The organism is Pseudomonas sp. No.117 (genome assembly GCF_054558395.1).
Window position 1 is genome coordinate 373860 of the sequence record NZ_BAAJNP010000008.1, and the last position, 23391, is coordinate 397250.

Genomic DNA, 23391 nt, shown 5'->3' on the forward strand with positions numbered 1-23391 from the left:
TCTAGCCGGCCTGTTTGTCGCGCTTTGTCGAGCGCCACTTAATTTTTCTAAGGGCAATGCGTTTGTTCTGTACCGACCGTGGCTAAGCCCGGTAGCGAACCCTGCAGGATTTCCGCATGTCCCCGTCTCCCGAAATCTTTCCCACCCTGTCCCATGCGCTGCGCCAGCGCGCCGTACACAATGCCGAGGGTCTTGCCCTGCGGTTTCTGGAGGCCGATGGCGGGACGACGCTGAGTTACGGCGAACTCGATTCCCGTGCACGTGCCATTGCCGTTGCCCTGAGGGAACGACTGGTGCCGGGCGAACGTGCCGTGCTGGTCTTCCACAGTGGTCCGGACTACGTCGCAGCCTTCTTCGGCTGTCTCTACGCCGGAGTCATCGCTGTGCCGGCCTATCCACCCACCTCGGGTAACGCCCAGCACCAGCGACGCCTGCTGTCCATCATCGAGGATTCCGAGCCGGGACTGCTGCTGACCAGTACCGCGCTGCTCGCCGAACTGCCGGCCGGAGTGCCGTGGCTGGCGGTAGACACCCTAGGACCTTCGGCGGAAGAGGCCTGGACTGCCAGCTTGCCCGAGGCGACCGACATCGCCTTCCTGCAATACACCTCGGGCTCCACGTCCCTGCCCAAGGGGGTGATGGTCAGCCACGCCAATCTGGTGGCCAACGAAGCGCTGATCCGCGCCGGCTTCGGGATAGGTCCTGACGACGTCATCGTCAGCTGGCTGCCGCTGTATCACGACATGGGCCTGATCGGCGGCCTGCTGCAACCCATCTACAGCGGCATTCCCTGCGTGTTGATGTCGCCTCGCTATTTCCTTGAGCGGCCGGTGCGCTGGTTGGAGGCCATCAGCACCTACGGCGGGACCATCAGCGGCGGCCCGGACTTCGCCTATCGCCTATGTCGCGAACGGATCAGCTCCTCGGCCCTCGCCGGGCTCGACCTGTCCCGCTGGCGGGTGGCCTATTCCGGGTCGGAGCCGATTCGCCAGGCCAGCCTCGAGGGTTTTGCTGGCCATGTCGCCGCCACCGGCTTCGCACCTGGCAGCTTCTTTGCCTGCTACGGCTTGGCCGAGGCGACGCTGTTCGTCACCGGGGGGCGCCGTGGGGAAGGCATAGGCGTACTGCCCGTCGCGGCCTCCGCGTTGAGTACCGGGACGCTGGCCGCCGGTGACGATGCCCTGGCGATCAGCTGTGGCCGGGCTCAGCCGGGCCATGGCGTTCGCATCGTCGCGCCCTTGACCCTGGAGGAGTTGCCCGGAGGTACGGTAGGCGAGATCTGGGCCTGTGGGCCGAGCATCGCGGTCGGCTACTGGCGTAATCTCGAGGCCAGTGCAACGACCTTCGTCGAGCGTGACGGCATCCGCTGGTTGCGCACGGGGGATCTCGGTGCCCTGCAGGGCGATGAGCTCTATGTCACCGGTCGACTCAAGGATCTGTTGATCGTGCGCGGCCAGAATCTCTACCCCCAGGATCTGGAACAGGTGATCGAGGCAGCGGTGGAAGGGATACGGGAGGGTCGGGTCGCCGCCTTCGCGGTACCGGACGGTGACGAGGAGGGAATCGGCATCGCCTGCGAGATCGGTCGCGGCACGCGCAAACGCCTGGCGGCCGAGGGACTGATCGAGGCCATCCGCTGCGCCGTTGCCGGGGTCTGCCAACAGGCTCCGGCGTTCGTCGCCTTGCTGGAGCCGGGCGGCCTGCCCAAGACCTCCAGTGGCAAGCTGCAACGCTCGGCGTGCTGGCCGCAGTTGCGGTCAGGGGACCTGCAGCCCTATGCGTGCTTCCCGAATGGCGAGACGGCTGCCAGGTCGGCAACGGGAGAGGTAGGGGAATTGACCACTGTCCTGGCCGATATCTGGCGGAGCTGCCTAGGCGGGGTCGCAGTGGGGCCGGAGGCGGACTTCTTCCTGCTGGGCGGCAACTCCATCAGTGCCACTCAGGTGATCGGTGAGACCCAGCGTCGCCTGGGACGGGCCGTGGAATTGCGCACCCTGTTCGAGGCGCCCCGGCTCACCGATTTCGCCGCACAGGTGGCGGCGAGTCCGCAGCGCCGCGAGCGCGCTACAGAGCTCGCGAGCGGTGAGCACTTGCCGCTGTCGGCGGCGCAGCGGCGGCTGTGGCTGGCCTGGCAGCTCGATCCGGCCGGTGCGGCCTATAGCATCCCGGGTGGGCTGAGCCTGCGTGGGGAAGTGGATGCCCAGGCGCTGCAGATCACTCTGGACCGCCTGGTAGCACGGCACGACAGTCTGCGTAGCCGCTTTTTCGAGGCGGACGGCCAAGCCTGGCAGCGTATCGACGCGGGCGCGACCTATGGCTGGCAGGTACTGGACTTGCGCAGCCTACCCGAGGCAGGCCGTGAGCGGGCTTTAGGCCAGCGGCGCGATGCCGAGGCCCGCGAGCCCTTCGATCTGGTTCAAGGGCCGCTGCTGCGCGTCAGCCTGGTCCGCCTGGATGACGATGCCTGGCAGTTATGGCTGACGGTGCACCATATCGTGGCTGACGGGTGGTCGCTCAATCTGTTAATGGACGAGTTCGCCCGGCTGTATGCGGAGGCCTGTGGCGGCCAACCCGCGCAGCTGGCCTCCTTGCCGTGCCGGTCGGTACAGGCCGTGCTCGACCAGGAGAGCCGCCAGGCCGAATGGCAGGCTAGCCACCTGGCCTGGTGGCGCCAGGCGCTAGGGGAGATGCCCGAATCCCTGGGTTTGCCGAGCGACGGCAACTGGGATGCGCGGCGGGTCTCACCAGCGGAGCGTCTGAGCCGAAGAGTAGAGGTCGAGCTGGCCGAGCGCCTGCGGCAGGCGGCCCAGGCGCGCGGTGCCAGCCCCTTCATGTGGCTGCTGGCGACCTTTGGCTTGCTGCTGCACCGGCATGGAGGCGCGCGCCTTGGCTGCCTGGGCGTGCCTAGTGCCAATCGGCTCCAGGCCGACACCTTCGGCCAGGTGGGCTGCTTCATCAATACCCTGGTGTTCCCGCTGCGCCTGGAGCCCGCTGAGTCCTTCGTAGCCCAGCTTGCGCGCGTGCGCGACTTCACCCTCGACGCCCAGGCGCACCAGGCACTGCCCTATGACGACCTGGCCGCAAGCTATGGCGGGCGTGAGCTGTTCCGGGTGCTGTTCAACCATCAGCAGCGCGAACTCGGCGCCCTGCGGCGCCTGCCCGGGCTGCTGGCTGAACCCCTTGCATGGCACAGTCGCCAGGCCAAGTTCGAATTGCAGCTGCAAACGGAGGAAGACGAGCGCGGGCGATTGAGCCTGCACTTCGATTTCGCCCGCGATGCCTGGGACAGAGACGCCATAGAGCGCCTGGCAGACGCCTATCTGCAGCTCCTGGCGGCGACGGTAGCCGAGCCCGAGCGGCCGGTGGGCGAACTGCCGTCGTTGTCCGAGGCGGAAGGTCAGCGTGTGCTGCTGTGGGGCGAAGCGCCCTGCGCGATGCCGGAGGAACTCTTGCCCGCTGGCCTGGAGCGAGCCTTGCAGGCCCATCCTGACAGGCAGGCGCTGGAGTGGGATGGCGGACAGCTCGATCATCGGCACCTGCACGCCGCCGCGCGACGCCTGGCGACGCGGCTGTTGGCAGCAGGTGCCGGTCCCGACGTACCGGTGGCGATCTGCGCGGAGCGTTCGCCGGAACGGGTCGTAGGGTTGCTGGCCATCGTCCTGGTGGGCAGCGCCTACGTGCCGCTCGATCCCGACTATCCCCGTGATCGGCTGGACTTCATGCTGACCGATAGCGCGGCCCCCCTGCTGCTGTGCCAGGGCGATCCAGCGCAGCACCTGACGCTGCCCACCGGCGTGCAGGTCTTGCGCCTGGATGACGCCCTGGTGGCCGGCGACGACGTCGCTCTGCCGCCACCGGCCCTGCATCCCGAGCATCTCGCCTATATTCTCTACACCTCAGGGTCCACCGGCCGACCCAAGGGCGTCGGCATCAGCCACGGCGCTCTGGCGCAGCGCCTGACCTGGATGCAGGCGACCTACGCCCTCGATGCCAGCGACGTGCTCTTGCAGAAGGCGCCGCTGGGTTTCGACGTCTCGGTATGGGAAACCTTCTGGCCGCTGCTGGCGGGTGCTCGTCTGGTCCTGGCGGCGCCGGGTGAGCAACGCGACCCGGCGGCCTTGCTGCAACGGGTGCGGGCCCACGGTGTCACCACGCTGCATTTCGTGCCGCCACTGTTGCAACTCTTCCTCGACCAGCCAGGCGTCGCTGAATGCACCTCGCTTCGCCGCCTGTTCAGCGGCGGAGAAGCTCTGCCGGCGGCTTTGCGCGACCGGGTCCTGAAGCGTCTGCCGGCAGTGGCCCTGCACAATCGCTACGGACCGACGGAAACCACCATCAACGCCACTCATTGGCGTTGCCGGGTGGATGACGGTCCGCGCGTGCCCATCGGCACGCCGCTGGGCAACGTGCGCTGCCGGGTACTGGACGGCGACCTGAACCTGTTGCCGATCCGCGTGGCCGGCGAGCTGTGCGTCGCCGGCGCCGGGCTGGCGCGGGGCTACCTGGGGCGCCCCGCGCTGACTGCCGAGCGCTTCGTACCCGATCCGTTCGGCGAAGGCGGTCGCCTGTACCGCACCGGCGACCGAGTATGCTGGGACGCCGAGGGTCGCCTGGATTATCTGGGCCGTCTCGATGACCAGCTCAAGCTGCGCGGCTTCCGGATCGAACCCGGGGAGATTCGCCAACGCCTGCTGGCTAGGCCGGGCGTCGCCCAGGCCGCGGTGGCGCTGCGCGAGACCGCTGGTGGCCCGCAGCTGCTCGGCTACGTCACCTGCCAGGCCGGCGTTGCTCCGCTCGAACCGACTCAGCTGCGCCAGGCGCTGGCTACCGAGCTACCCGACTACCTGGTACCGGCCCAGGTGCTGGTGCTGGATGCCATGCCGCTGACACCCAACGGTAAGCTCGATACCCAGGCGCTGCCGCTGCCGGACCGCGCGACCGCCACGACCACTCCACCTCAGACGCACCTGCAACGGCAGATCGCGGCGATCTGGAGCGAGGTGCTGGGTATCGCTGCCATCGGCCTTGAAGACGATTTCTTCGCTCTCGGCGGGCATTCGCTGCTGGCGACTCAGATCGTGTCCCGGGTCCGGCTGGCCTGCGATGTCGATCTGTCCCTGCGCACCCTGTTCGCCCAGCCGACCCTGGCGGGTTTCGCCGCCGAGGTGGAAAGGCTGCGGGCGAACGGGGCCCTGGACCGACTGGGCCCCATCCTGCCCGTCGATCGCCGTAGACCGGTGGCGCTGTCGCCCTCGCAGCAGCGCATGTGGTTCCTCTGGCAACTGGATCCCAGTAGCCCGGCCTACAACGTCGGCGGCATGGCTCGACTGGTCGGGGTGCTGGACATCGCCCGCTTCGAGGCGGCGCTCCAGGCGCTGATCCAACGCCACGAGGCTCTGAGAACCCTGTTCCCGAGCCCTGACGGTACCCCAATCCAGCAGGTGCAGGCCGAATTGCTGGTGCCTCTGGAGTGGCACGATCACTCGCGGCTGCCCGCCGCTGAGTCCGAGGCAGCGCTGCTGCGGCTGGCCGATGAAGAGGCCCACCGACCCTTCGATCTGGAGCGAGGGCCGTTGCTGCGCGCGCTATTGGTGAAACAGGCCGAGCGCGAGCATCACCTGGTGCTGACACTGCATCACATCGTCACCGAGGGCTGGGCCATGGACATCTTCGCCCGGGAGCTGGGCGAGCTGTATGAGGCCTTTCTCGACGAGCGTGAGTCACCCTTGGTGCCGCTACCAGTGCAGTATCTGGACTACAGCGAATGGCAGCGCCAGTGGCTCGACGGCGGCGAGCGGGTGCGCCAGCTCGATTACTGGCGCGAGCAACTGGGCTACGAGCATCCGCTGCTGGAGCTGCCCAGCGACCGGCCGCGGCCACCGGTGCAGAGCCATCGTGGCGCACTCCATCGCTTCAGCCTGCCGCCCGAGGTCGCGCAACGGGTAAGGGCCTTCAACGCCCGCCAGGGACTGACGCTGTTCATGACCTGCACCGCTGCCTTGGCCGCGCTGCTGCATCGCTATAGCGGTCAGACCGATCTGCGTATCGGCATGCCGGTGGCTAACCGGATCCGCCCGGAAAGCGAGGGGCTGATCGGCGCCTTCCTCAACACCCAGGTGCTCCGTTGCCGCCTCGATGGCCAGATGACCGTCCGCGAGTTGCTGAGCCAGGTGCGCGAGACCGTGATCGAGGCCCAGGCCCATCAAGACCTGCCGTTCGATCAGTTGGTGGAGGCCCTGCAGCCGCTGCGCAGCCCGGCCTACAACCCGCTGTTCCAGGTGATGTGCAACGTCCAGCGCTGGGCGTTCCAGCAGACCCGCACCCTGGGTGGGCTGACTGTGGAATACCGGCTCAACGATGCCCGCGCGACCAAATTCGATCTCAACCTGGAGGTGACCGACTTCGACGAGCGCCTGGGCTGCTGCCTGACCTACAGCCAGGATCTCTTCGACGAGCCGCGAATCTCGGCGATGGCCGACCATTGGCAGGCATTGCTGGAAGCCCTGCAGGGCGATCCTCAGCAGCGCCTATGCGATCTGCCATTGCTCAGCGCCCAGGAGCGTGCAGCCCAGTTGGCCCAGCTGTCCGGCGAAGTGTCTCGTCCGGCCACTACCCTGGATGCGCTGTTCGCTCGCCAGGTGGTCGCCACGCCAGAGGCGGCGGCCTTGACCTTCGCTGGCGAGACCCTGACCTATGCCGAGCTGGATGCCCGAGCCAATCGTCTGGCCCGGGCCCTGATCGACCGGGGCGTGCGACCTGGGATGCGCATTGGCTTGGGTCTGCCGCGCTCGCTGGACCTGGTGTACGGCCTACTGGCCATTCTCAAGGCCGGCGCCGCCTATGTCCCGCTGGACCCGGAGTATCCGGTGGAGCGCCTGAGCTATCTACTGGCGGACAGCGGCGTGCGGCTGGTACTGGGCAACGCAGCCTTGCGCGAACGCCTGGAGCCCTTACCCGCCAGCCTGATCGAGGGCTGGCTGGATCCTGCCTCCGTCGAGTTGGATAACTTCGTGGCGACCCCGGTCGTGGGCCTCAGTCATCCAGCGCTGCCCGCCTATGTGATCTACACCTCCGGCTCCACCGGCCAGCCCAAGGGCGTGGTGGTGGCTCATGGCGAGATCGCCGATCACTGCCAGGCGGTGATCGCGCGCTTCGGCTTGCGCGAGGACGATTGCGAGCTGCACTTCTACTCGATCAACTTCGACGCCGCCAGCGAGCGGCTGCTCACCCCCTTGTTCTGTGGCGCCCGGGTGGTGCTGCGGGTTCAGGGGCAGTGGGACCCGGAAAGTATCTGCGCGCTGATCGAAGAGGAGCAGGTGACCATCCTGGGCTTCACCCCCAGCTATGGCGCCGGACTCGGCCAGTGGCTGGCGGGGCAAGGGCGGCACCTGCCGGTGCGGCTGTGCATCACCGGCGGTGAGGCCCTGACCGGCGAGCACCTGCAGCGCATCCGTCGCGGCTTCGTGCCAGCAGTCTTCTTCAATGCCTATGGGCCGACGGAAACCGTGGTCATGCCACTGGCCGCCGTGGCACCGGACGCCTTGCCGACCGACGTTGCCAGCGTACCCATCGGCCGTTTGCTAGGCGCTCGCCGTGCGGCGGTGCTGGATGCCCACCTAGCGCTGCTGCCGGAAGGTGCCCTGGGTGAGCTCTATCTGGGCGGAGCCTGCCTGGCGCAGGGCTATCACCAGCGCCCCGGTCTCACCGCCGAGCGCTTCGTGCCCGATCCCTTCGCTGCCGATGGTGGCCGACTGTACCGCAGCGGCGACCGGGTACGCCTGCTCGCCGATGGGCAGCTGGAATACGTCGGGCGCCTGGATCATCAGGTAAAGATACGAGGCTTCCGCATCGAGCTGGGCGAGATCGAGGCGCGCTTGCGTGAGCAACCCGGGGTCGACGAGGCCGTGGTACTGGCGCTGGATGGGCCGGCGGGCAAGCAACTGGTGGCCTATCTTGGGAGCTCGGCAGCGACTGCCGGTGCCGAGTCGGACTGGGTCGCCCGCCTGCGCAGTCGCCTTGCCGAGTCGCTACCCGACTATATGATCCCAGCGCTGTGGGTAGTCTTGCCGGCCTTGCCGCTGACCGCCAATGGCAAGCTGGATCGCCAGTCGCTGCCAGCGCCGGTCGCGCAGACGGCCGAGGTCTCGCCAGCCTCGGTTCTGGAGGCGACCCTGGCCGAGGTATGGGCCCAGGTGCTGCAGGTGCCTTCAGTGGGCGTAGAGGACAACTTCTTCGAGCGTGGCGGCGATTCGATCCTGTCCATTCAACTGGTCAGCCGGGCACGCGAGCGCGATCTGCATTTCACCCCCCGCGATGTCTTCCAACACCAGACGGTGCGGCGTCTCGCCGCCGTCACCCGCCAGCAGCCCAAGACGGTAGCTGTCAGCGGGCCTGCACAAGGGACGAGCCTGCCGACGCCGATCCAGCAGTGGTTCCTGGAGCAATCCCTAACCAAGCCGGACCACTGGAACCAGGCGGTGCTGCTCATCCCTCGTGAGGTGCTGGATGCTGCGCGCCTGGCTGAAGCCCTGCAGACGCTGGCGGCGCATCATGACGCCCTGCGCCTGAGATATGTGCGGGAAGGAGCTGTTTGGCACGCCGCCTACGCGGCCTCGGTAAGCGATGAGTTGCTCTGGCAGCGCCAAGTCGCCAGCGAGGAAGAGTGCCTGGCACTGTGTGAAAGCGCCCAGAGGAGCCTCGATCTGGCTGCGGGACCGCTGCTGCGGGCGGTGTTGGTGGAGGGTCCCGGCACCCGCCAACGCCTTTTGCTGGCCTGTCATCACCTGGTGGTGGATGGTGTGTCCTGGCGCATCCTGCTGGAGGATCTGCAGCGGGCCTACCGCGGCCAGACGCTGCCGGCGCGCACCAGCCCGCCGAGCGACTGGGCGGCGCGGCTCCACGACTATGCCCAGAGTGAGTCCCTGCGCGAGGAGCTGGCGCTGTGGCGCGAGCAACTGGGTACGACCACGCCATCGCTCAAGTACGACCGGCCTACGGGTAGTGCCCGAGCAGCGGATGCCGCCCAGGTCAGCCAGACGCTGGACACTGACTTGACCCGGCAATTGCTGCAGGAAGCGCCGGCGGCCTATCGCACTCAGGTCAACGATCTATTGCTCAGTGCCCTGGCGCGAGTGCTGTGCCGGTGGCTGGAGGCGCCGACCGTGCCGGTACAGCTGGAGGGCCATGGCCGTGAGGCCTTGTTCGATGACCTGGATCTGACGCGTAGCGTCGGCTGGTTCACCGCAGCCTATCCAGTACGGCTGATGCCGGCGGAGGGCCTCGGCGCGACCATCCAGGCGATCAAGACCCAACTGCGTGCGGTACCCCACAAGGGTCTCGGCTATGGCGTCCTGCGCTACCTGGCGGAGCCTGGCCTGCGGGCGGCCTGTGCGGCGTTGCCCGAAGCGGCCATCTCCTTCAACTACCTGGGCCAGTTCGACCAGAGCTTTACCGAAGACAGCCTGTTCACCCCAGCGGCCGGTCCCCTGGGCGCCTTGCATGATCCCGACGCGCCTCTGCCCACCCCTCTCGCCATCGATTGCCAGGTGCAGGAAGGGCGCCTGGGCATACGCTGGACCTACAGTCGCGAGCAGTTCGACCAAGACAGCGTGGCGGCCTTGGCCGACGCCTTTAATGCCGAGCTGGCGTTGCTGGTGGAGCACTGCCTGGACGGTCGCTCGGGCGGCTGCAGCCCGACCGACTTCCCACTGGCGCGTCTCAGCCAGGCGCAGCTGGATGCCCTGGCCGTACCGGCCCGGCGCATCGAGGATATCTATCCGCTGACGCCCATGCAGGAAGGGCTGCTGCTGCACACCCTGCTCGAGCCTGGCCAGGGGCTCTATTTCATGCAGGACCGCTACCGCATCGACAGCGCCCTGGACCACGAGCGTTTCGCTCAGGCCTGGTCGGCAGTGGTGGCGCGCCATGAAGCGCTGCGGGCGTCCTTCGTCTGGAATTCGGGGGAGACCATGCTGCAGGTCATCCAGCGACCTGAAGCCTTGGACGTGGAGGTACTCGACTGGCGCGGACGTAACGCAGAGACCCAGGAGCTGAGTCTGCACGAGTTGCTGGAGCGGGAACGGCTGGCCGGTTTTGCCCTGCTCGAACGACCGCCGTTCCACCTCCGGCTGATCCGCATAGCCGAGGCACGTTACTGGTTCATCATGAGCAACCATCACATCCTCATCGATGCCTGGTGCCGCGGCCTGCTGATGAGTGACTTCCTGGACATCTACACTGCCCTGGGCGAGGGACGGGCACCAGCGCTGGCACCTGCGCCGCGTTACCGCGATTACATCGCCTGGCTGCAACGCCAGGATCACGAGCGCTCCCGCGCGTGGTGGCGTGCCAACCTGGCGGGCTTGGAGCGACCCACCGAGCTGCCCTGCGACCGGCCGCCGCTGCGCGAGCACGCCGGAGCGGATGGCGGTATGCAGGTAGGGGATCGTCAACTACGCCTGGCGCCGACCGAGGGCGCGCGCCTGCGTGAGTTGGCGCAACGCCATGGTCTCACCGTCAATACCCTGGCCCAGGCCGCCTGGGCCCTGGTCCTGCATCGTTACAGTGGCGACGACGACCTGCTGTTCGGCGTGACCGTCGCCGGTCGCCCCCTGGACCAGCCGGAGATGCAGCGTACCGTTGGTCTGTTCATCAACAGCGTACCGCTGCGGGTACGGTTGCCGGGCGTCGCGCCCGATACCTCGGTACTGGCCTGGCTGCGCGCCTTGCTGGAAGCCAACCTGGCGCTGCGCGAGCATGAGTACCTGCCATTGGTGGAGATCCAGGAGGCGAGCGAGGTGCCCAAGGGGCAACCGCTGTTCGACAGTCTCTTCGTCTTCGAGAATGCCCCTGTGGACGCCGCGGTGCTGGACCGCGCCCAGGGGCTCAGGGCCACTTCGGACTCCGGGCGTACCCACACCAACTTCCCGTTGACGGTGGTCTGCTATCCCGGCGATGACCTGGGTCTGCACCTGTCCTACGACCGGCGCTACTTCGATGCCCGGACTATCGAGCGCCTGCTGGCCGACTTCCGCCGGCTGCTGCTGGCTGTGGCGGCGGGTATCGAAGGGCGCTTCGCCGAGCTGGCGCTCGAAGATCCTGCCGAGCACGCTTTCCTCTTGGAGCACTGTAATGCCAGTGCCCGCGACTATCCCCTCGACCAGGGTTATGTCCGGCTGTTCGAGGCGCAGGTCGCGGCCCATCCGCAGCGCATCGCCGCCCAATGCGGGCCGCATGCCCTGAGCTATGCCGAGCTGAACCTCCAGGCCAATCGCCTCGGCCACCGGCTGCGGGTACTAGGTGTCGGGTTCGACGACTCCGTGGCGCTACTGGCCGAGCGTGACCTGCCCCTGCTGGGCATGCTGATCGGCAGCTTCAAGGCCGGCGCCGGCTATCTGCCCCTGGACCCGGCGCATCCCAATGAGCGGCTCGCTCATATCCTGGCGCTCAGTCGGGCCAGGGTATTGGTTTGCAGCGCTGGCTGTCGCGACCAGGCCGAGGGCCTGCTTGAGCAACTGGCCTGCGTCGGGCGGCCGCGGCTGCTGGTGTGGGAGGAGATCCAGGCCGCGAACGGTCCGGTCGACGATCTGGGGATCTACAGCGGTCCGCAACACCTGGCCTACATCATCTACACCTCAGGCTCCACCGGCACGCCCAAGGGGGTGATGGTGGAGCAGGCGGGCATGCTCAACAACCAGCTGAGCAAGGTGCCCTATCTGGGTCTGGATGCGCGGGACGCCATCGCCCAGACCGCTTCCCAGAGCTTCGACATCTCGGTCTGGCAATTCCTCGCCGCACCGCTGTTCGGCGGGCGTACGGTGATCGTGCCCAACGCCCAGGCCCATGATCCCGCCGCGCTGCTGGACCAGGTGGCGATGCAGGGCATCACCGTGCTGGAAAGCGTCCCGGCGCTGATTCAGGGCCTGTTGGAGACCGGAAGACCGCTGCCCAGCGGCCTGCGCTGGTTGTTGCCCACCGGTGAAGCCATGCCGCCGGTGCTGGCACGACAGTGGCTGGAGCGCTATCCGCAATGCGGCTTGGTGAATGCCTACGGTCCGGCCGAGTGCGCCGATGATGTCGCCTTCCACCAGGTGAAAGCTGCCGATACCACCGGTAGTTACCTGCCCATCGGCGCACCCACCGATAACAACCGGCTGTACCTGCTCGGCGCCCAGGGTCTGGTGCCTCTGGGTGCCACCGGTGAATTGTGCGTGGCGGGCATCGGGGTAGGGCGGGGTTACCTGGGCGACCCACAGCGCACGGCCTTGACCTTCGTACCGCACCCCTGGGGTACGCCAGGCGAGCGGCTTTATCGCACCGGTGACCTGGCACGGCGGCGGGCCGATGGCCTACTGGAGTACGTGGGCCGCCGCGATCATCAGGTCAAGTTGCGTGGCTTGCGTATCGAGCTGGGGGAGATCGAGGCCCAGTTGCATAGCCAGCCTTCGGTGCGCGAGGCGGCCGTGGCGGTCTGCCAGGGACCCTATGGCCCCTATCTCCAGGGCTATCTGGTGGCGGCTGAGCCCGGGTACAGCGGGCAAGACTGGTTTGGCCAGTTGCGCGACGCGTTGCGCCGGGTATTACCCGACTACATGGTCCCGATGCAGTGGCTGCTTCTGGAGCGGCTGCCACGCAATGCCAACGGCAAGCTCGACCGGCGGGCATTGCCCACGCCCAGTGCAGCAGGCGCCGCCCGGCGTGTCCAGGTCGAGCCCGCCACTGAGCTGGAGCGTGATCTGGCCGCCATCTGGGCCGAGGTGCTCAAGCTCGAACGGGTAGGGGTGACGGACAACTTCTTCGAGTTGGGCGGTCACTCGCTGCTGGCGACGCAAATCGCCTCGCGGGTGCAGCAGAGCCTCAGGCGCACGCTGCCGCTGCGGGCGATGTTCGAGTGCAGCACGGTGCGCGCCCTGGCCGAATACCTGGAGCGCGAGGGTCAGGCGGCGCTGGGCGCCGAGCAGGCCGAGCGGCTCGGCGACCTGATGTCGCGCCTGGAATTGCTGTGAAGGCTAGGCCGGCTCATCGCTAAATCCGCCGGCCCGCCAACCGTTTGCTCTATAACCTTATCTTCGAGGGCCATCCCGATGTCCGCTGCCGATCCCATCGTCGCTTCCGCTGCCGAGGCGCTGTACAGCTTCGCCGATCATCCCTTGCTGGCGCGGCAAAGCGCTCAGGAATCCAACGCGCGCAGCTATCCACGGCGATTGCCCCTGGCGCTCAAGCGCGCCCGCGGGATCGAGGTGGAGGACGTCGAGGGGCGACTGTTCATCGATTGCCTGGCCGGGGCCGGCACCCTGGCGCTGGGCCACAACCATCCGGTAGTGATCGACGCCATCCGAACGGTGCTTGATGACGAGTTGCCCTTGCACACCCTCGACCTGACCACTCCGGTCAAGGATCGCTTCGTCCAGGATCTCTTCGCGCTGCTACCGGCCGACTTCGCCCGGGATGCGCGTATTCAATTCTGTGGCCCCACCGGCACCGACGCCGTGGAAGCAGCGCTCAAGCTGGTGCGCACCGCCAGCGGGCGCAGCACGGTGCTGGCCTTCCAGGGTGGCTACCACGGCATGAGCCAGGGCGCCCTGAGCCTCATGGGCAGCCTGGCGCCCAAGCAGCCGCTGGGCAGCCTGGTCAGCCAGGGGGTGCAGTTCCTGCCCTATCCCTACGACTATCGCTGCCCCTTCGGTCAGGGCGGCAGCGCCGCCGTGCGCACCCATCTGCACTACCTGGAGAACCTGCTGAACGATCCCGAGGCCGGCGTGCAGCGTCCGGCGGCGGTGATCGTCGAGGTGGTGCAGGGCGAGGGCGGGGTGATTCCCGCCGATCTCGACTGGCTGCGCGGCCTGCGCCGCATCACCGCCGCGGCCGGGGTCGCCTTGATCGTCGACGAGATCCAGAGCGGCTTCGCCCGTACCGGACGGATGTTCGCCTTCGAGCACGCCGGTATCACCCCGGATGTGGTGGTGCTGTCCAAGGCCATCGGTGGCAGCCTGCCGCTGGCGGTGATGGTCTACCGTGAGGCGCTGGACACCTGGAAGCCCGGCGCCCATGCCGGCACCTTCCGCGGCAACCAGATGGCCATGGCGGCTGGCTCCGCAGTGATCCGCTACCTGCAGGACCATGACATCCCCAACCACGTCGCGGCGATGGGTGAACGCCTGGCCGGTCACCTGACCGCCTTGCAGCGCGATCAGCCGCAGCTGGGCGATATTCGTGGCCGCGGCTTGATGCTCGGTGTGGAGATCGTCGATCCGACCGGCACTCCTGACGCCCAAGGGCATCCGCCGGCCGATGGCGCTCGGGCTGCGCGCATCCAGCGCGAATGCCTGCGCCGTGGGCTGATCCTCGAACTCGGCGGCCGCCACGGTGCCGTAGTGCGCTTCCTGCCGCCGCTCATCATCACCCCTGCGCAAATCGACACCGTGGCCGAGCGTTTCGCCGCCGCGGTGCGGGCTGCGCACTAACTTCACTCTCCAACCAAGGAAACCGTCATGACCTCCGTCTTCGACCGCGACGACATCGAATTCACCGTGGTGGTGAACCACGAAGAGCAATACTCCATCTGGCCGAGCTACAAGACCATTCCCAATGGTTGGCGTGACGCCGGCAAGCGTGGCTTCAAGGCTGAGTGCCTGGCCTACATCGAAGAAGTCTGGACCGACATGCGTCCGCTGAGCCTGCGCCAGCACATGGACAAACAGGCCTCCTAGGTGCGGCTATTCTGCCTGCCGTACTCCGGTGCCAGCGCCTTGGCCTATCTGCGCTGGCGCCGGCAGCTGCCGCCCGAGCTGGAGCTCTGCCCCGTGGAACTGCCCGGACGCGGCAGCCGCCTGGGTGAGCCCCTGCAGACCGATTTCGCGCGCCTGACCACCCAACTGGCTCAGGAACTCCTGCCGCGGGCTCGGCAGCCCTATGTATTGCTCGGCCATAGTCTGGGCTCTTTGCTGGCCAACGAAGTTGCGCAGCTGTTGACCGAGCGGGGGGCTCCACCTTGCGGGCTGATCGCCTCGGGCACTGCGGCGCCCACCGACCGTGACGACTACGACCGTGACCTGAGTCGGCCCAAGAGCGATGAGGAGTTGATCGCCGACCTGCGTCACCGTGGCGGCACGCCGGAGGAAGTGCTGGCCAATCCCGAACTCATGGCGCTGACGCTACCGGTCCTGCGCGCGGACTTTCTGCTCTGCGGCAGTCATCGCCCGCGATCTCGACCGGTGCTGGACTGTCCCTTGTGGGTCTGGGGTGGACGCGAGGACCAGGCCACTCCCGCACAGTTGCAGGCCTGGGCCAAGCAGACCCGTGGCCTTTTCCAGCTGGACTGGTTCGCTGGCGGGCATTTCTTCATCCATAGCGAACAGGCTGCGGTGTTGGCGCGTCTGGCGGATGTGCTTAGCCAGTTGCAAGCCCAGGACGCATTCGCCTAAGGGTATTTCCGCCCCGGTGTTATCGATACGCCGATGCAATTAATTTTCATCTCCACCCATCCGTTCTCTTGAGACGACCGGGCACCCAGGTGCCCGCTGCCCACGCGCACGGAAACAGAGATAGATGAACGCCGAACACTCCCTCGCCCTGGCCCGCCGCTTCATCCAGCTCCCTTTGGAGAAACGCCGTCTGTTCCTCGCCTCCCTGCACGAGGAGGGCGTGGACTTTCGCCTCTTCCCTATCCCGGCAGGGGTTGAGACGGCAGATCGAGACGTCCTCTCCTATGCCCAGCGGCGCATGTGGCTGCTCTGGCAATTGGAACCGGAGAGCGCTGCCTACAACCTGCCTGGAGCGGTGCGTCTGAATGGCCCCTTGGATCACCAATCCCTCGAGGCTGCCTGCACCCTGCTGGTGGAGCGCCATCCGACCTTGCGTACCCTATTCATCTGCGAGGCCGACGGCGAACCCCGTCAGGTCATCAGCGACAGCCTGCCCGAATTGCAACAGGAGAGCCTGGAAGAGGTGCCGGCTGCCGAGCGTGAAGGCGAGGTGCGTGCCCGCGCCGCTGCCGAGGCGCGGGCACCCTTCGACCTGGAAGTCGGGCCGTTGCTGCGTTGGCGCCTGTTGCGCCTGGAGGCCGAACGCCATGTGCTATTGCTGACCCTGCACCACATCGTCGCCGATGGCTGGTCGATGAACCTGCTCATAGACGAACTGCTGCACGCCTACGCGGCCCTGCATCACGGCCGGCAGCCGGACCTCGCTGTCCTGCCGGTGGCCTATGTGGACTACGCCCTCTGGCAGCGCCGCTGGCTGGAGGCGGGGGAGGGCGAACGCCAGCTGGACTATTGGCGCGCGCAACTCGGCGACAGCCATCCGGTACTGGCACTGCCCAGCGACCGGCCACGGCCGCCGCTGCCCAGCTATCGAGGCGAGCGTCTGGAGCTGGACGTTCCTGTGGAGCTTGCCGCCGCCTTGCGCGCCCGGGCGCAGGAGGGCGAGCAGAGTCTGTTCATGTGGCTGCTGGCCAGTTTCCAGATCCTGCTGTACCGCTACAGCGGCGCGGCCGAGATCCGCGTCGGCTCGCCGGTCGCCAACCGCAACCGTCAGGAGGTGGAAGGGCTGATCGGCCTGTTCGTCAACACCCAGGTGCTTTGCGGGCGGCCCCGTGCCGGGCTCAGCGTGGCCGACTTTCTAGTCGAGGTGCGCCAGACCGTACTAGGCGCCCAGGACCATCAGGACCTGCCGTTCGAGCAGTTGGTGGAGGCCTTGGGAGTGGAGCGCTCGCTCAGCCACGGCCCGCTGTTCCAGGCGCTCTACAACCACCAGCCCCAGGTGGCGGATCTGCGGACGCTGCCCAGCGTCGATGGCCTCAGCTTCGCGCCCCTGGAGGGGCAGGGCCGCACCACCCAGTTCGACCTGGCGCTGGATACCTACGAACAAGGCGGCCAGCTACGTGCGGCCCTGACTTACGCCAGCGATCTCTTCGAGCGTTCACGCATTGAGCGTATGGCTCGCCATTGGCTAACGCTCCTGGCAGCCATGGCCGCCGATCCGCGGCAGATGCTCGATGCCTTGCCGCTGCTGACGCCCATCGAGCGGACCCAGCAGCTGCACGACTGGAACGCCACCCAGCGTGACTATCCGCTGGAGCAGCCGGTACACCGGCTGTTCGAAGCCCAGGTCCGCCATGTGCCCGAGGCGCCTGCGCTGGTCTTTGGGGCGCAACGGCTGAGCTATGCCGAGCTGAATCGCCGAGCCAATCGCCTGGCCCATGCCCTGATCGAGCGCGGCGTTGGTCCCGAGGTGCTGGTGGGCGTCGCCCTGGAGCGCTCGGTGGAGCTGGTAGTAGGCCTGTTGGCGGTGCTCAAGGCCGGTGGTGCCTATGTGCCGCTGGACCCGGACTACCCGCGGCGGCGCCTGGATTTTCTGTTGGCGGATAGCGGGATAAGGCTGCTGCTGGCCCAGTCTCACCTGGAGTTGCCCGCGATCGAGGGCGTGCAGCGCCTGGATCTGGATCAGGATGGCGACTGGTTGGAGCACCAGCCCGAGACGGATCCCGAGGTTGCGCTGGATGGCGACAACCTGGCCTATGTGCTCTACACCTCTGGCTCCACCGGCCAGCCCAAGGGCGCCGGCAATCGCCATCGCGCCCTGACCAATCGTCTGTGCTGGATGCAGGAGGCCTATGAGTTGGGCGCGGAGGATGCCGTGCTGCAGAAGACCCCCTTCAGCTTCGATGTCTCGGTCTGGGAGTTCTTCTGGCCGCTGATGACCGGCGCCCGGCTGGTGGTGGCCGCCCCCGGCGACCACCGCGACCCCGCCCGGCTGATCGAGCTGATCGGTCGCGAGGGCATCACGACGCTGCACTTCGTTCCCTCGATGCTACAGGCTTTCCTGCAGGACCCGGGCGTCAGCGCCTGCACCAGCCTTGCGCGTCTGGTCTGCAGCGGCGAAGCCTTGCCAGTGGACACCCAGCAGCAGGTATTCGCTAAGTTGCCCATGACCCGTCTCTACAACCTCTACGGTCCGACCGAGGCGGCTATCGACGTCACTCACTGGACCTGTGTGGCGGAAGGGCGCGATACCGTGCCCATCGGGCGTCCCATCGCCAACCTGGGTTGCCTGGTCCTGAATACCAACCTGGAACCGGTACCGGTCGGCGCTCTGGGCGAGCTGTACCTGAGTGGCGTCGGCCTGGGGCGTGGCTACCAGCGTTGCGCGGGGTTGACCGCTGAGCGTTTCGTGGCCAATCCCTTTGGTACGGATGAACGGCTGTACCGCACGGGCGACTTGGCGCGGCAGCGGCCGGATGGCGTGATCGAGTACGCCGGGCGGGTCGACCATCAGGTCAAGCTGCGTGGCCTGCGCATCGAGCTGGGCGAGATCGAGGCACGTCTGCTGGAGCATGAAACGGTGCGCGAGGCGGCGGTGCTGGCGCTGGACGGTCGCCAACTGGTGGGCTACGTGGTGCTGCACCGAGAAACTGAGAGTTGGCAGCAGGCTCTGGCGACACACCTGGCGCAGAGCTTGCCGGAGTTCATGGTACCGACGCTGTGGCTGGCGCTGGAGCAGATGCCGTTGAGCCCCAACGGGAAGCTGGAACGCCGGGCCTTACCCCGACCGGACGCCACGCCGAAGCTGACCTACCAGGCACCCGCGACGCCCGCCGAGATAACCCTCGCCGCTATCTGGCAAGACCTGTTGGGGGTGATTCAAGTAGGGCTGGACGATAATTTCTTCGCCCTGGGTGGCGATTCCATCGTCGCCATCCAGGTGGTCAGCCGGGCACGCCGCCTGGGCCTGCAGTTGAGCCCCCGCGATCTCTTCCAATACCAAACCTTGCGTGCCCTTGCCCAGGTGGCCAAACCTCTGGTTAGTGAGTCGGCACAGGGCCCGGCGCGGGGCAAAGTGGCTTTGGCCCCGGTACAGGCGGCCTTCTTCGCGCGATCTATTCCGAATCGCACGCACTGGAACCAGTCCCTGCTGTTGCAAGCGCGCGAGCCTCTGGATGCCTCACGGCTGACCGCGGCCTTGGCGCGGCTGCTGGGCCATCACGATGCCTTGCGCCTGAGATTCCACGAAGCGGATGGCCAGTGGCGCCAGGCCTATGCCGAGGCGGCAGGCGAGGTGCTCTGGCAGCGTCGCGTGGATTCGCCCGAAGCTCTACTAGCCCTGTGCGAAGAGGCCCAGCGCAGTCTCGACCTGACCCAAGGGCCGCTGCTTCGCGCCCTGCTGGTGGAGCTGGCCGATGGAAGTCAACGGCTGCTGCTGGCCATCCACCACCTGGTCGTGGATGGCGTCTCCTGGCGCATCCTGCTGGAAGACCTGCAGCGCCTCTACGTCGATGCCACTGTCGACCTGGGGCCGCGCACCAGCGCCTACCAGGCCTGGACCGCCGCACAGCACGCCCAGGCGATACAGCGCCTGGAGGAGCTACCTTACTGGCAGTCCCAGCTGGAAGGGGCGGCGACCACGCTGCCGGGCGCCGATCCCCAGGGCACTCTGGAATACCGGCAACAAATCAAGCTGGAGCTGACCCTCGACGCCGAGCGCACCCGCCGCCTGCTGCAGGAAGCCCCCGCGGCCTATCGCACCCAGGTCAACGACCTGCTGCTTACCGCCCTGACCCGGGCGGCCTGCCGCTGGGGCGGCACGGACAGCCTGCTGGTGGAACTTGAAGGCCATGGTCGCGAGGAAACCGGCGGTCTCGACCTCAGCCGTACCGTAGGCTGGTTCACCAGCCTGTATCCGGTGCGCCTGACGGCAGCCGAGGAGCTGGGCGCCTCGATCAAGGCGATCAAGGAACAGCTGCGTGCGGTACCGGACAAGGGCATCGGCTACGGCCAGTTGCGCCATCTCGCCGGCGCCGAGGTCGCCGACCGCCTGGGCGCGCTGCCGCAGCCACGCATCACCTTCAACTATCTGGGCCGCTTTGATGGCCAATTCGGCGAAGACGCCCTGTTGGTACCCGCCACGGAAGGCACCGGTGCGGCCCAGGATCCTGGCGCCCCCCTGGCTAACTGGCTGACCGTGGAAGGCCAGGTCTATGGCGGGCAGCTCAGCCTGCAGTGGGGCTTCAGCCGCGCCATGTTCGCCGAGGCGGACATCCAGGACTTGGTGGAGGCTTTCCGTATGGAGCTGGAGGCGGTGATCGAGCATTGCAGCGATCCGCGCCAAGGCGGGGTGACGCCTTCAGACTTTCCTTTGCTGACGTTGCGCCAGGCACAGCTGGACGCCTTGCCCTTGCCGTTCCGTGAGATCGAGGATCTCTACCCGTTGTCGCCCATGCAGGAGGGCCTGCTGGTCCATACCCTCATGGAGCCTCATTCGGGGATTTACTTCATGCAGGACCGCTATGTCATCGATAGCGACGTCGAGGTCGACCGCTTCGAGGCGGCCTGGAACGCGGTGATCCAGCGCCACGATGCCTTGCGAGCGTCCTTCGCATTGGACGATCAGGGTAGCGCCTACCAGATAATCCACCGCCAGGCGCCAGTCCGACTCAGCTATCACGACTGGAGTGAGCGACCGGCGGAGCATCATGAAAAAGACTTGCAGGTCTTGCTGGCTACCGACCGGCAGCAGGGCTTCGACCTGCTACAACGTCCACCCTTCGCCTTGCGCCTGATCCGCCGTGGGCCGGCGCAATACTGGTTCATCCTTAGCAATCACCACATCCTCATCGATGCTTGGTGTCGCTCCCTGCTGCTGCAGGATTTCTTCCAGCTCTACCGTGGTACTGAGGCGCTGCCGCCGGCAGCGCGCTACCGGGATTTCCTCGTCTGGCTGCAGGAGCAGGGCAAGACGGCCGCCATCTCAGCCTGGACAGCGGAGCTGCAGGGCTTCGAGGAGCCAACGCCCTTGCCCTTCGACCGCCCTATCACTCGCCAGGGTGGCTTGTCCGACATCGACGACCGCTACCGCGATCTGACGCCCGCGCAGGGGCGGGCCCTGCAGCAACTCGCGCAACGCCATGGCCTTACGGTCAATACGCTCGCTCAGGCGGCCTGGGCGCTGGTACTGCGCTGCTACAGCGGTCGCCATGACGTGCTGTTCGGCGTCACCGTGGCCGGTCGTCCGGTGAGCCGTCCGGAGATGCAGGATACGGTAGGACTGTTCATCAACAGCATTCCGCTGCGGGTCCGCCTCCCGGTCGCCGGTCACGCCATGTCGGTCAGTGACTGGCTGCGCGCCTTGCTCGCCCAGAACCTCGCGTTACGTGAGCACGAGCACCTGGCACTGGTCGATATCCAGGCCTGCAGCGAACTGGAGCGCGGTCAGCCGCTGTTCGACAGCCTGTTCGTTTACGAAAACGCCCCTTTGGAGCGTACGGTCACCCAGGGAGCCCAGGCGCTCAGTGCCCGCGCCGATACCGCCCGCACCCATACCAACTACCCGCTGACCGTGGTGGTCTATCCAGGCGATGCCTTGGGTCTGCACCTGTCCTATGACCGTCGCTTCCTGGAGGCGACCACCGTCGAGCGGCTGCTGGCCGATTTCGCCCGGTTGCTGGTGGCGCTGGGCGAGGGCTTCTACGGCGATGTCGCCGACCTGCCCCTGGCAGCGCCTGAATACCTGCGGCAGTTGCAGGCGGAGCGCCGCGACAGCCTGCGCGACTATCCGTTGAATCAGGGCTACGCAGCGCTGTTCGAGGCGCAGGTAGACGTCATGGGCGAGCGCCTTGCCGCGCGCTGTGGCACGCGGGCCTGGAGCTATCGAGAACTGGATGTTCAGGCCAATCGGGTGGCCCATGGCTTGTTGGCGGTGGACGTCACACCTGACACTGGCGTCGCCTTGCTCGCTGAGCGCGATCTCGAACTGCTCGCCCTGATGATTGGCACCTTCAAGGCCGGCGCCGGCTACGTGCCGTTGGATCCACACCTGCCGGAGGCGCGGTTGACCGATCTGCTGCGACTGGCACGGGTCCCCGTGCTGATCTGCACCGACGATTGTCGTGAGCGGGCTCGCCAACTGCTGGCAGCGCTGCCGAGCGATCACCGTCCGCAGCTGCTGGACTGGACGACCTTGGCTTCCCGCGATGACGGCAATGTCCGACCCGTCGTCGCCAGCGGGCCGCACCACCTGGCCTACGTGATCTACACCTCCGGTTCCACCGGGACGCCCAAGGGGGTGATGGTCGAGCAGGCCGGTATGCTCAACAACCAGTTGAGCAAGGTGCCCTACCTGAACCTGGGCACGGATGACGCCATCGCCCAGACCGCTTCCCAAAGCTTCGACATCTCCGTCTGGCAATTTCTGGCCGCCCCCCTATTCGGTGGCTGCACCGAAATCCTGCCCAACGTCATCGCCCACGATCCTCGGGCACTGCTCCAAGCCGTCGCGGCCCGGGGGGTGACGGTGCTGGAAAGCGTGCCTTCGCTGATCCAGGGCCTGGTCGCCGAAGACCTCGCCGATCTTGGGCGACTGCGCTGGCTGTTGCCCACCGGCGAAGCCATGCCCCCGGAACTAGCGCGGCGCTGGCTCCAGCGCTATCCACAGATCGCTCTGGTCAACGCCTATGGACCGGCAGAGTGCTCGGATGACGTCGCGCTGTGCCAGGTGGACGAGGCGGCGACGCGGGGCGCCTGTCTGCCCATCGGCCGCGCCACCGACAACAACGGCGTCCTGGCCCTGGACGATGACCTGTTGCCTGTCCCGCCCGGCGCCATCGGCGAACTCTACATCGCCGGTACCGGGGTGGGGCGTGGCTATCTGGGCGATCCCAAACGCACGGCCCAGGCCTATCTACCGGACCCTTTCGCCCTGGTGCCGGGCGAGCGCTGCTATCGCAGCGGCGATCTGGCCCGTTACCGGGCCGATGGCATCCTGGAATACGTCGGCCGTATCGATCAACAGGTAAAGATCCGCGGATTTCGGATCGAACTGGGCGAAATCGAGGCACGCCTGCGCGAGATAGAGGCGGTCGCCGCGGCGGTGGTGGCGGTGCAGGAGAATGTGGGTGGTAGTCATCTGGTCGCCTACGTGGTACCTGCCGACTCGGAACGCGAGGCTCCAGCCCTGCACGACCAATGCCGCGTACTGCTGCATCAGCAGTTGCCGGAGTACATGGTGCCGAGCGCCTGGCTGTCATTGGACGCCTTGCCCCTGAATGCCAATGGCAAAGTGGATCGCAAGGCCTTGCCGCGATTGGACTTCAACCAGGCGCGCAGAGCCTACGAAGCGCCGGACTCTGCACTGGAACAGGCCCTGGCTGATGTCTGGGTCGAGGTACTGGACGTGGAGCGGATTGGTCGGAACGACAACTTCTTCGAGCTGGGCGGACACTCCTTACTGGTCACCCAGGTGATCGCTCGCGTGCGCTCGGGCTTGGGCCTGGAGTTGCCGCTGAGAGCACTCTTCGAACGACCGGTGCTGGCCGATTTCGCACTGGCGGCCGCCCAGGCGACCCGGGCCGAGACCCAACTTTTGCCACGCGTGGCCAATACCTCGTTGCTGGTCTCCTAT

The 23391-nt window shown here is 67.0% G+C and carries 5 protein-coding genes; all 5 read left to right on the top strand.

Features of this window, described 5'->3' with window-relative positions; all coding sequences use genetic code 11:
* Positions 1-116: 116 nt before the first annotated feature.
* Complete coding sequence (locus ACYJP6_RS20945) at positions 117-13004, top strand: non-ribosomal peptide synthase/polyketide synthase (protein ID WP_459477494.1); 12888 nt, start codon at positions 117-119, stop codon at positions 13002-13004.
* Between the two features lie 78 nt (positions 13005-13082).
* On the top strand, positions 13083-14462 hold the full coding sequence (locus ACYJP6_RS20950; RefSeq protein WP_459477496.1) for a diaminobutyrate--2-oxoglutarate transaminase: 1380 nt from the start codon (positions 13083-13085) through the stop codon (positions 14460-14462).
* Positions 14463-14489: 27 nt separating this feature from the next.
* On the top strand, positions 14490-14708 hold the full coding sequence (locus ACYJP6_RS20955) for an MbtH family protein (protein ID WP_145003797.1): 219 nt from the start codon (positions 14490-14492) through the stop codon (positions 14706-14708).
* A complete protein-coding gene (locus ACYJP6_RS20960) occupies positions 14709-15422 on the top strand; it encodes a thioesterase II family protein (protein WP_459477499.1) in 714 nt (237 codons plus the stop codon).
* Positions 15423-15546: 124 nt separating this feature from the next.
* Positions 15547-23391: amino acid adenylation domain-containing protein (locus tag ACYJP6_RS20965; RefSeq protein WP_459477501.1), on the top strand; the 7845-nt coding region annotated here is incomplete at its 3' end.

What these genes read in the sequence shown, in the direction of transcription:
- ACYJP6_RS20945 (WP_459477494.1), top strand. Translation starts at nt 117, where the DNA reads ATGTCCCCGTCTCCCGAAATCTTTCCCACCCTGTCCCATGCGCTGCGC.
- ACYJP6_RS20950 (WP_459477496.1), top strand. Translation starts at nt 13,083, where the DNA reads ATGTCCGCTGCCGATCCCATCGTCGCTTCCGCTGCCGAGGCGCTGTAC.
- ACYJP6_RS20955 (WP_145003797.1), top strand. Translation starts at nt 14,490, where the DNA reads ATGACCTCCGTCTTCGACCGCGACGACATCGAATTCACCGTGGTGGTG.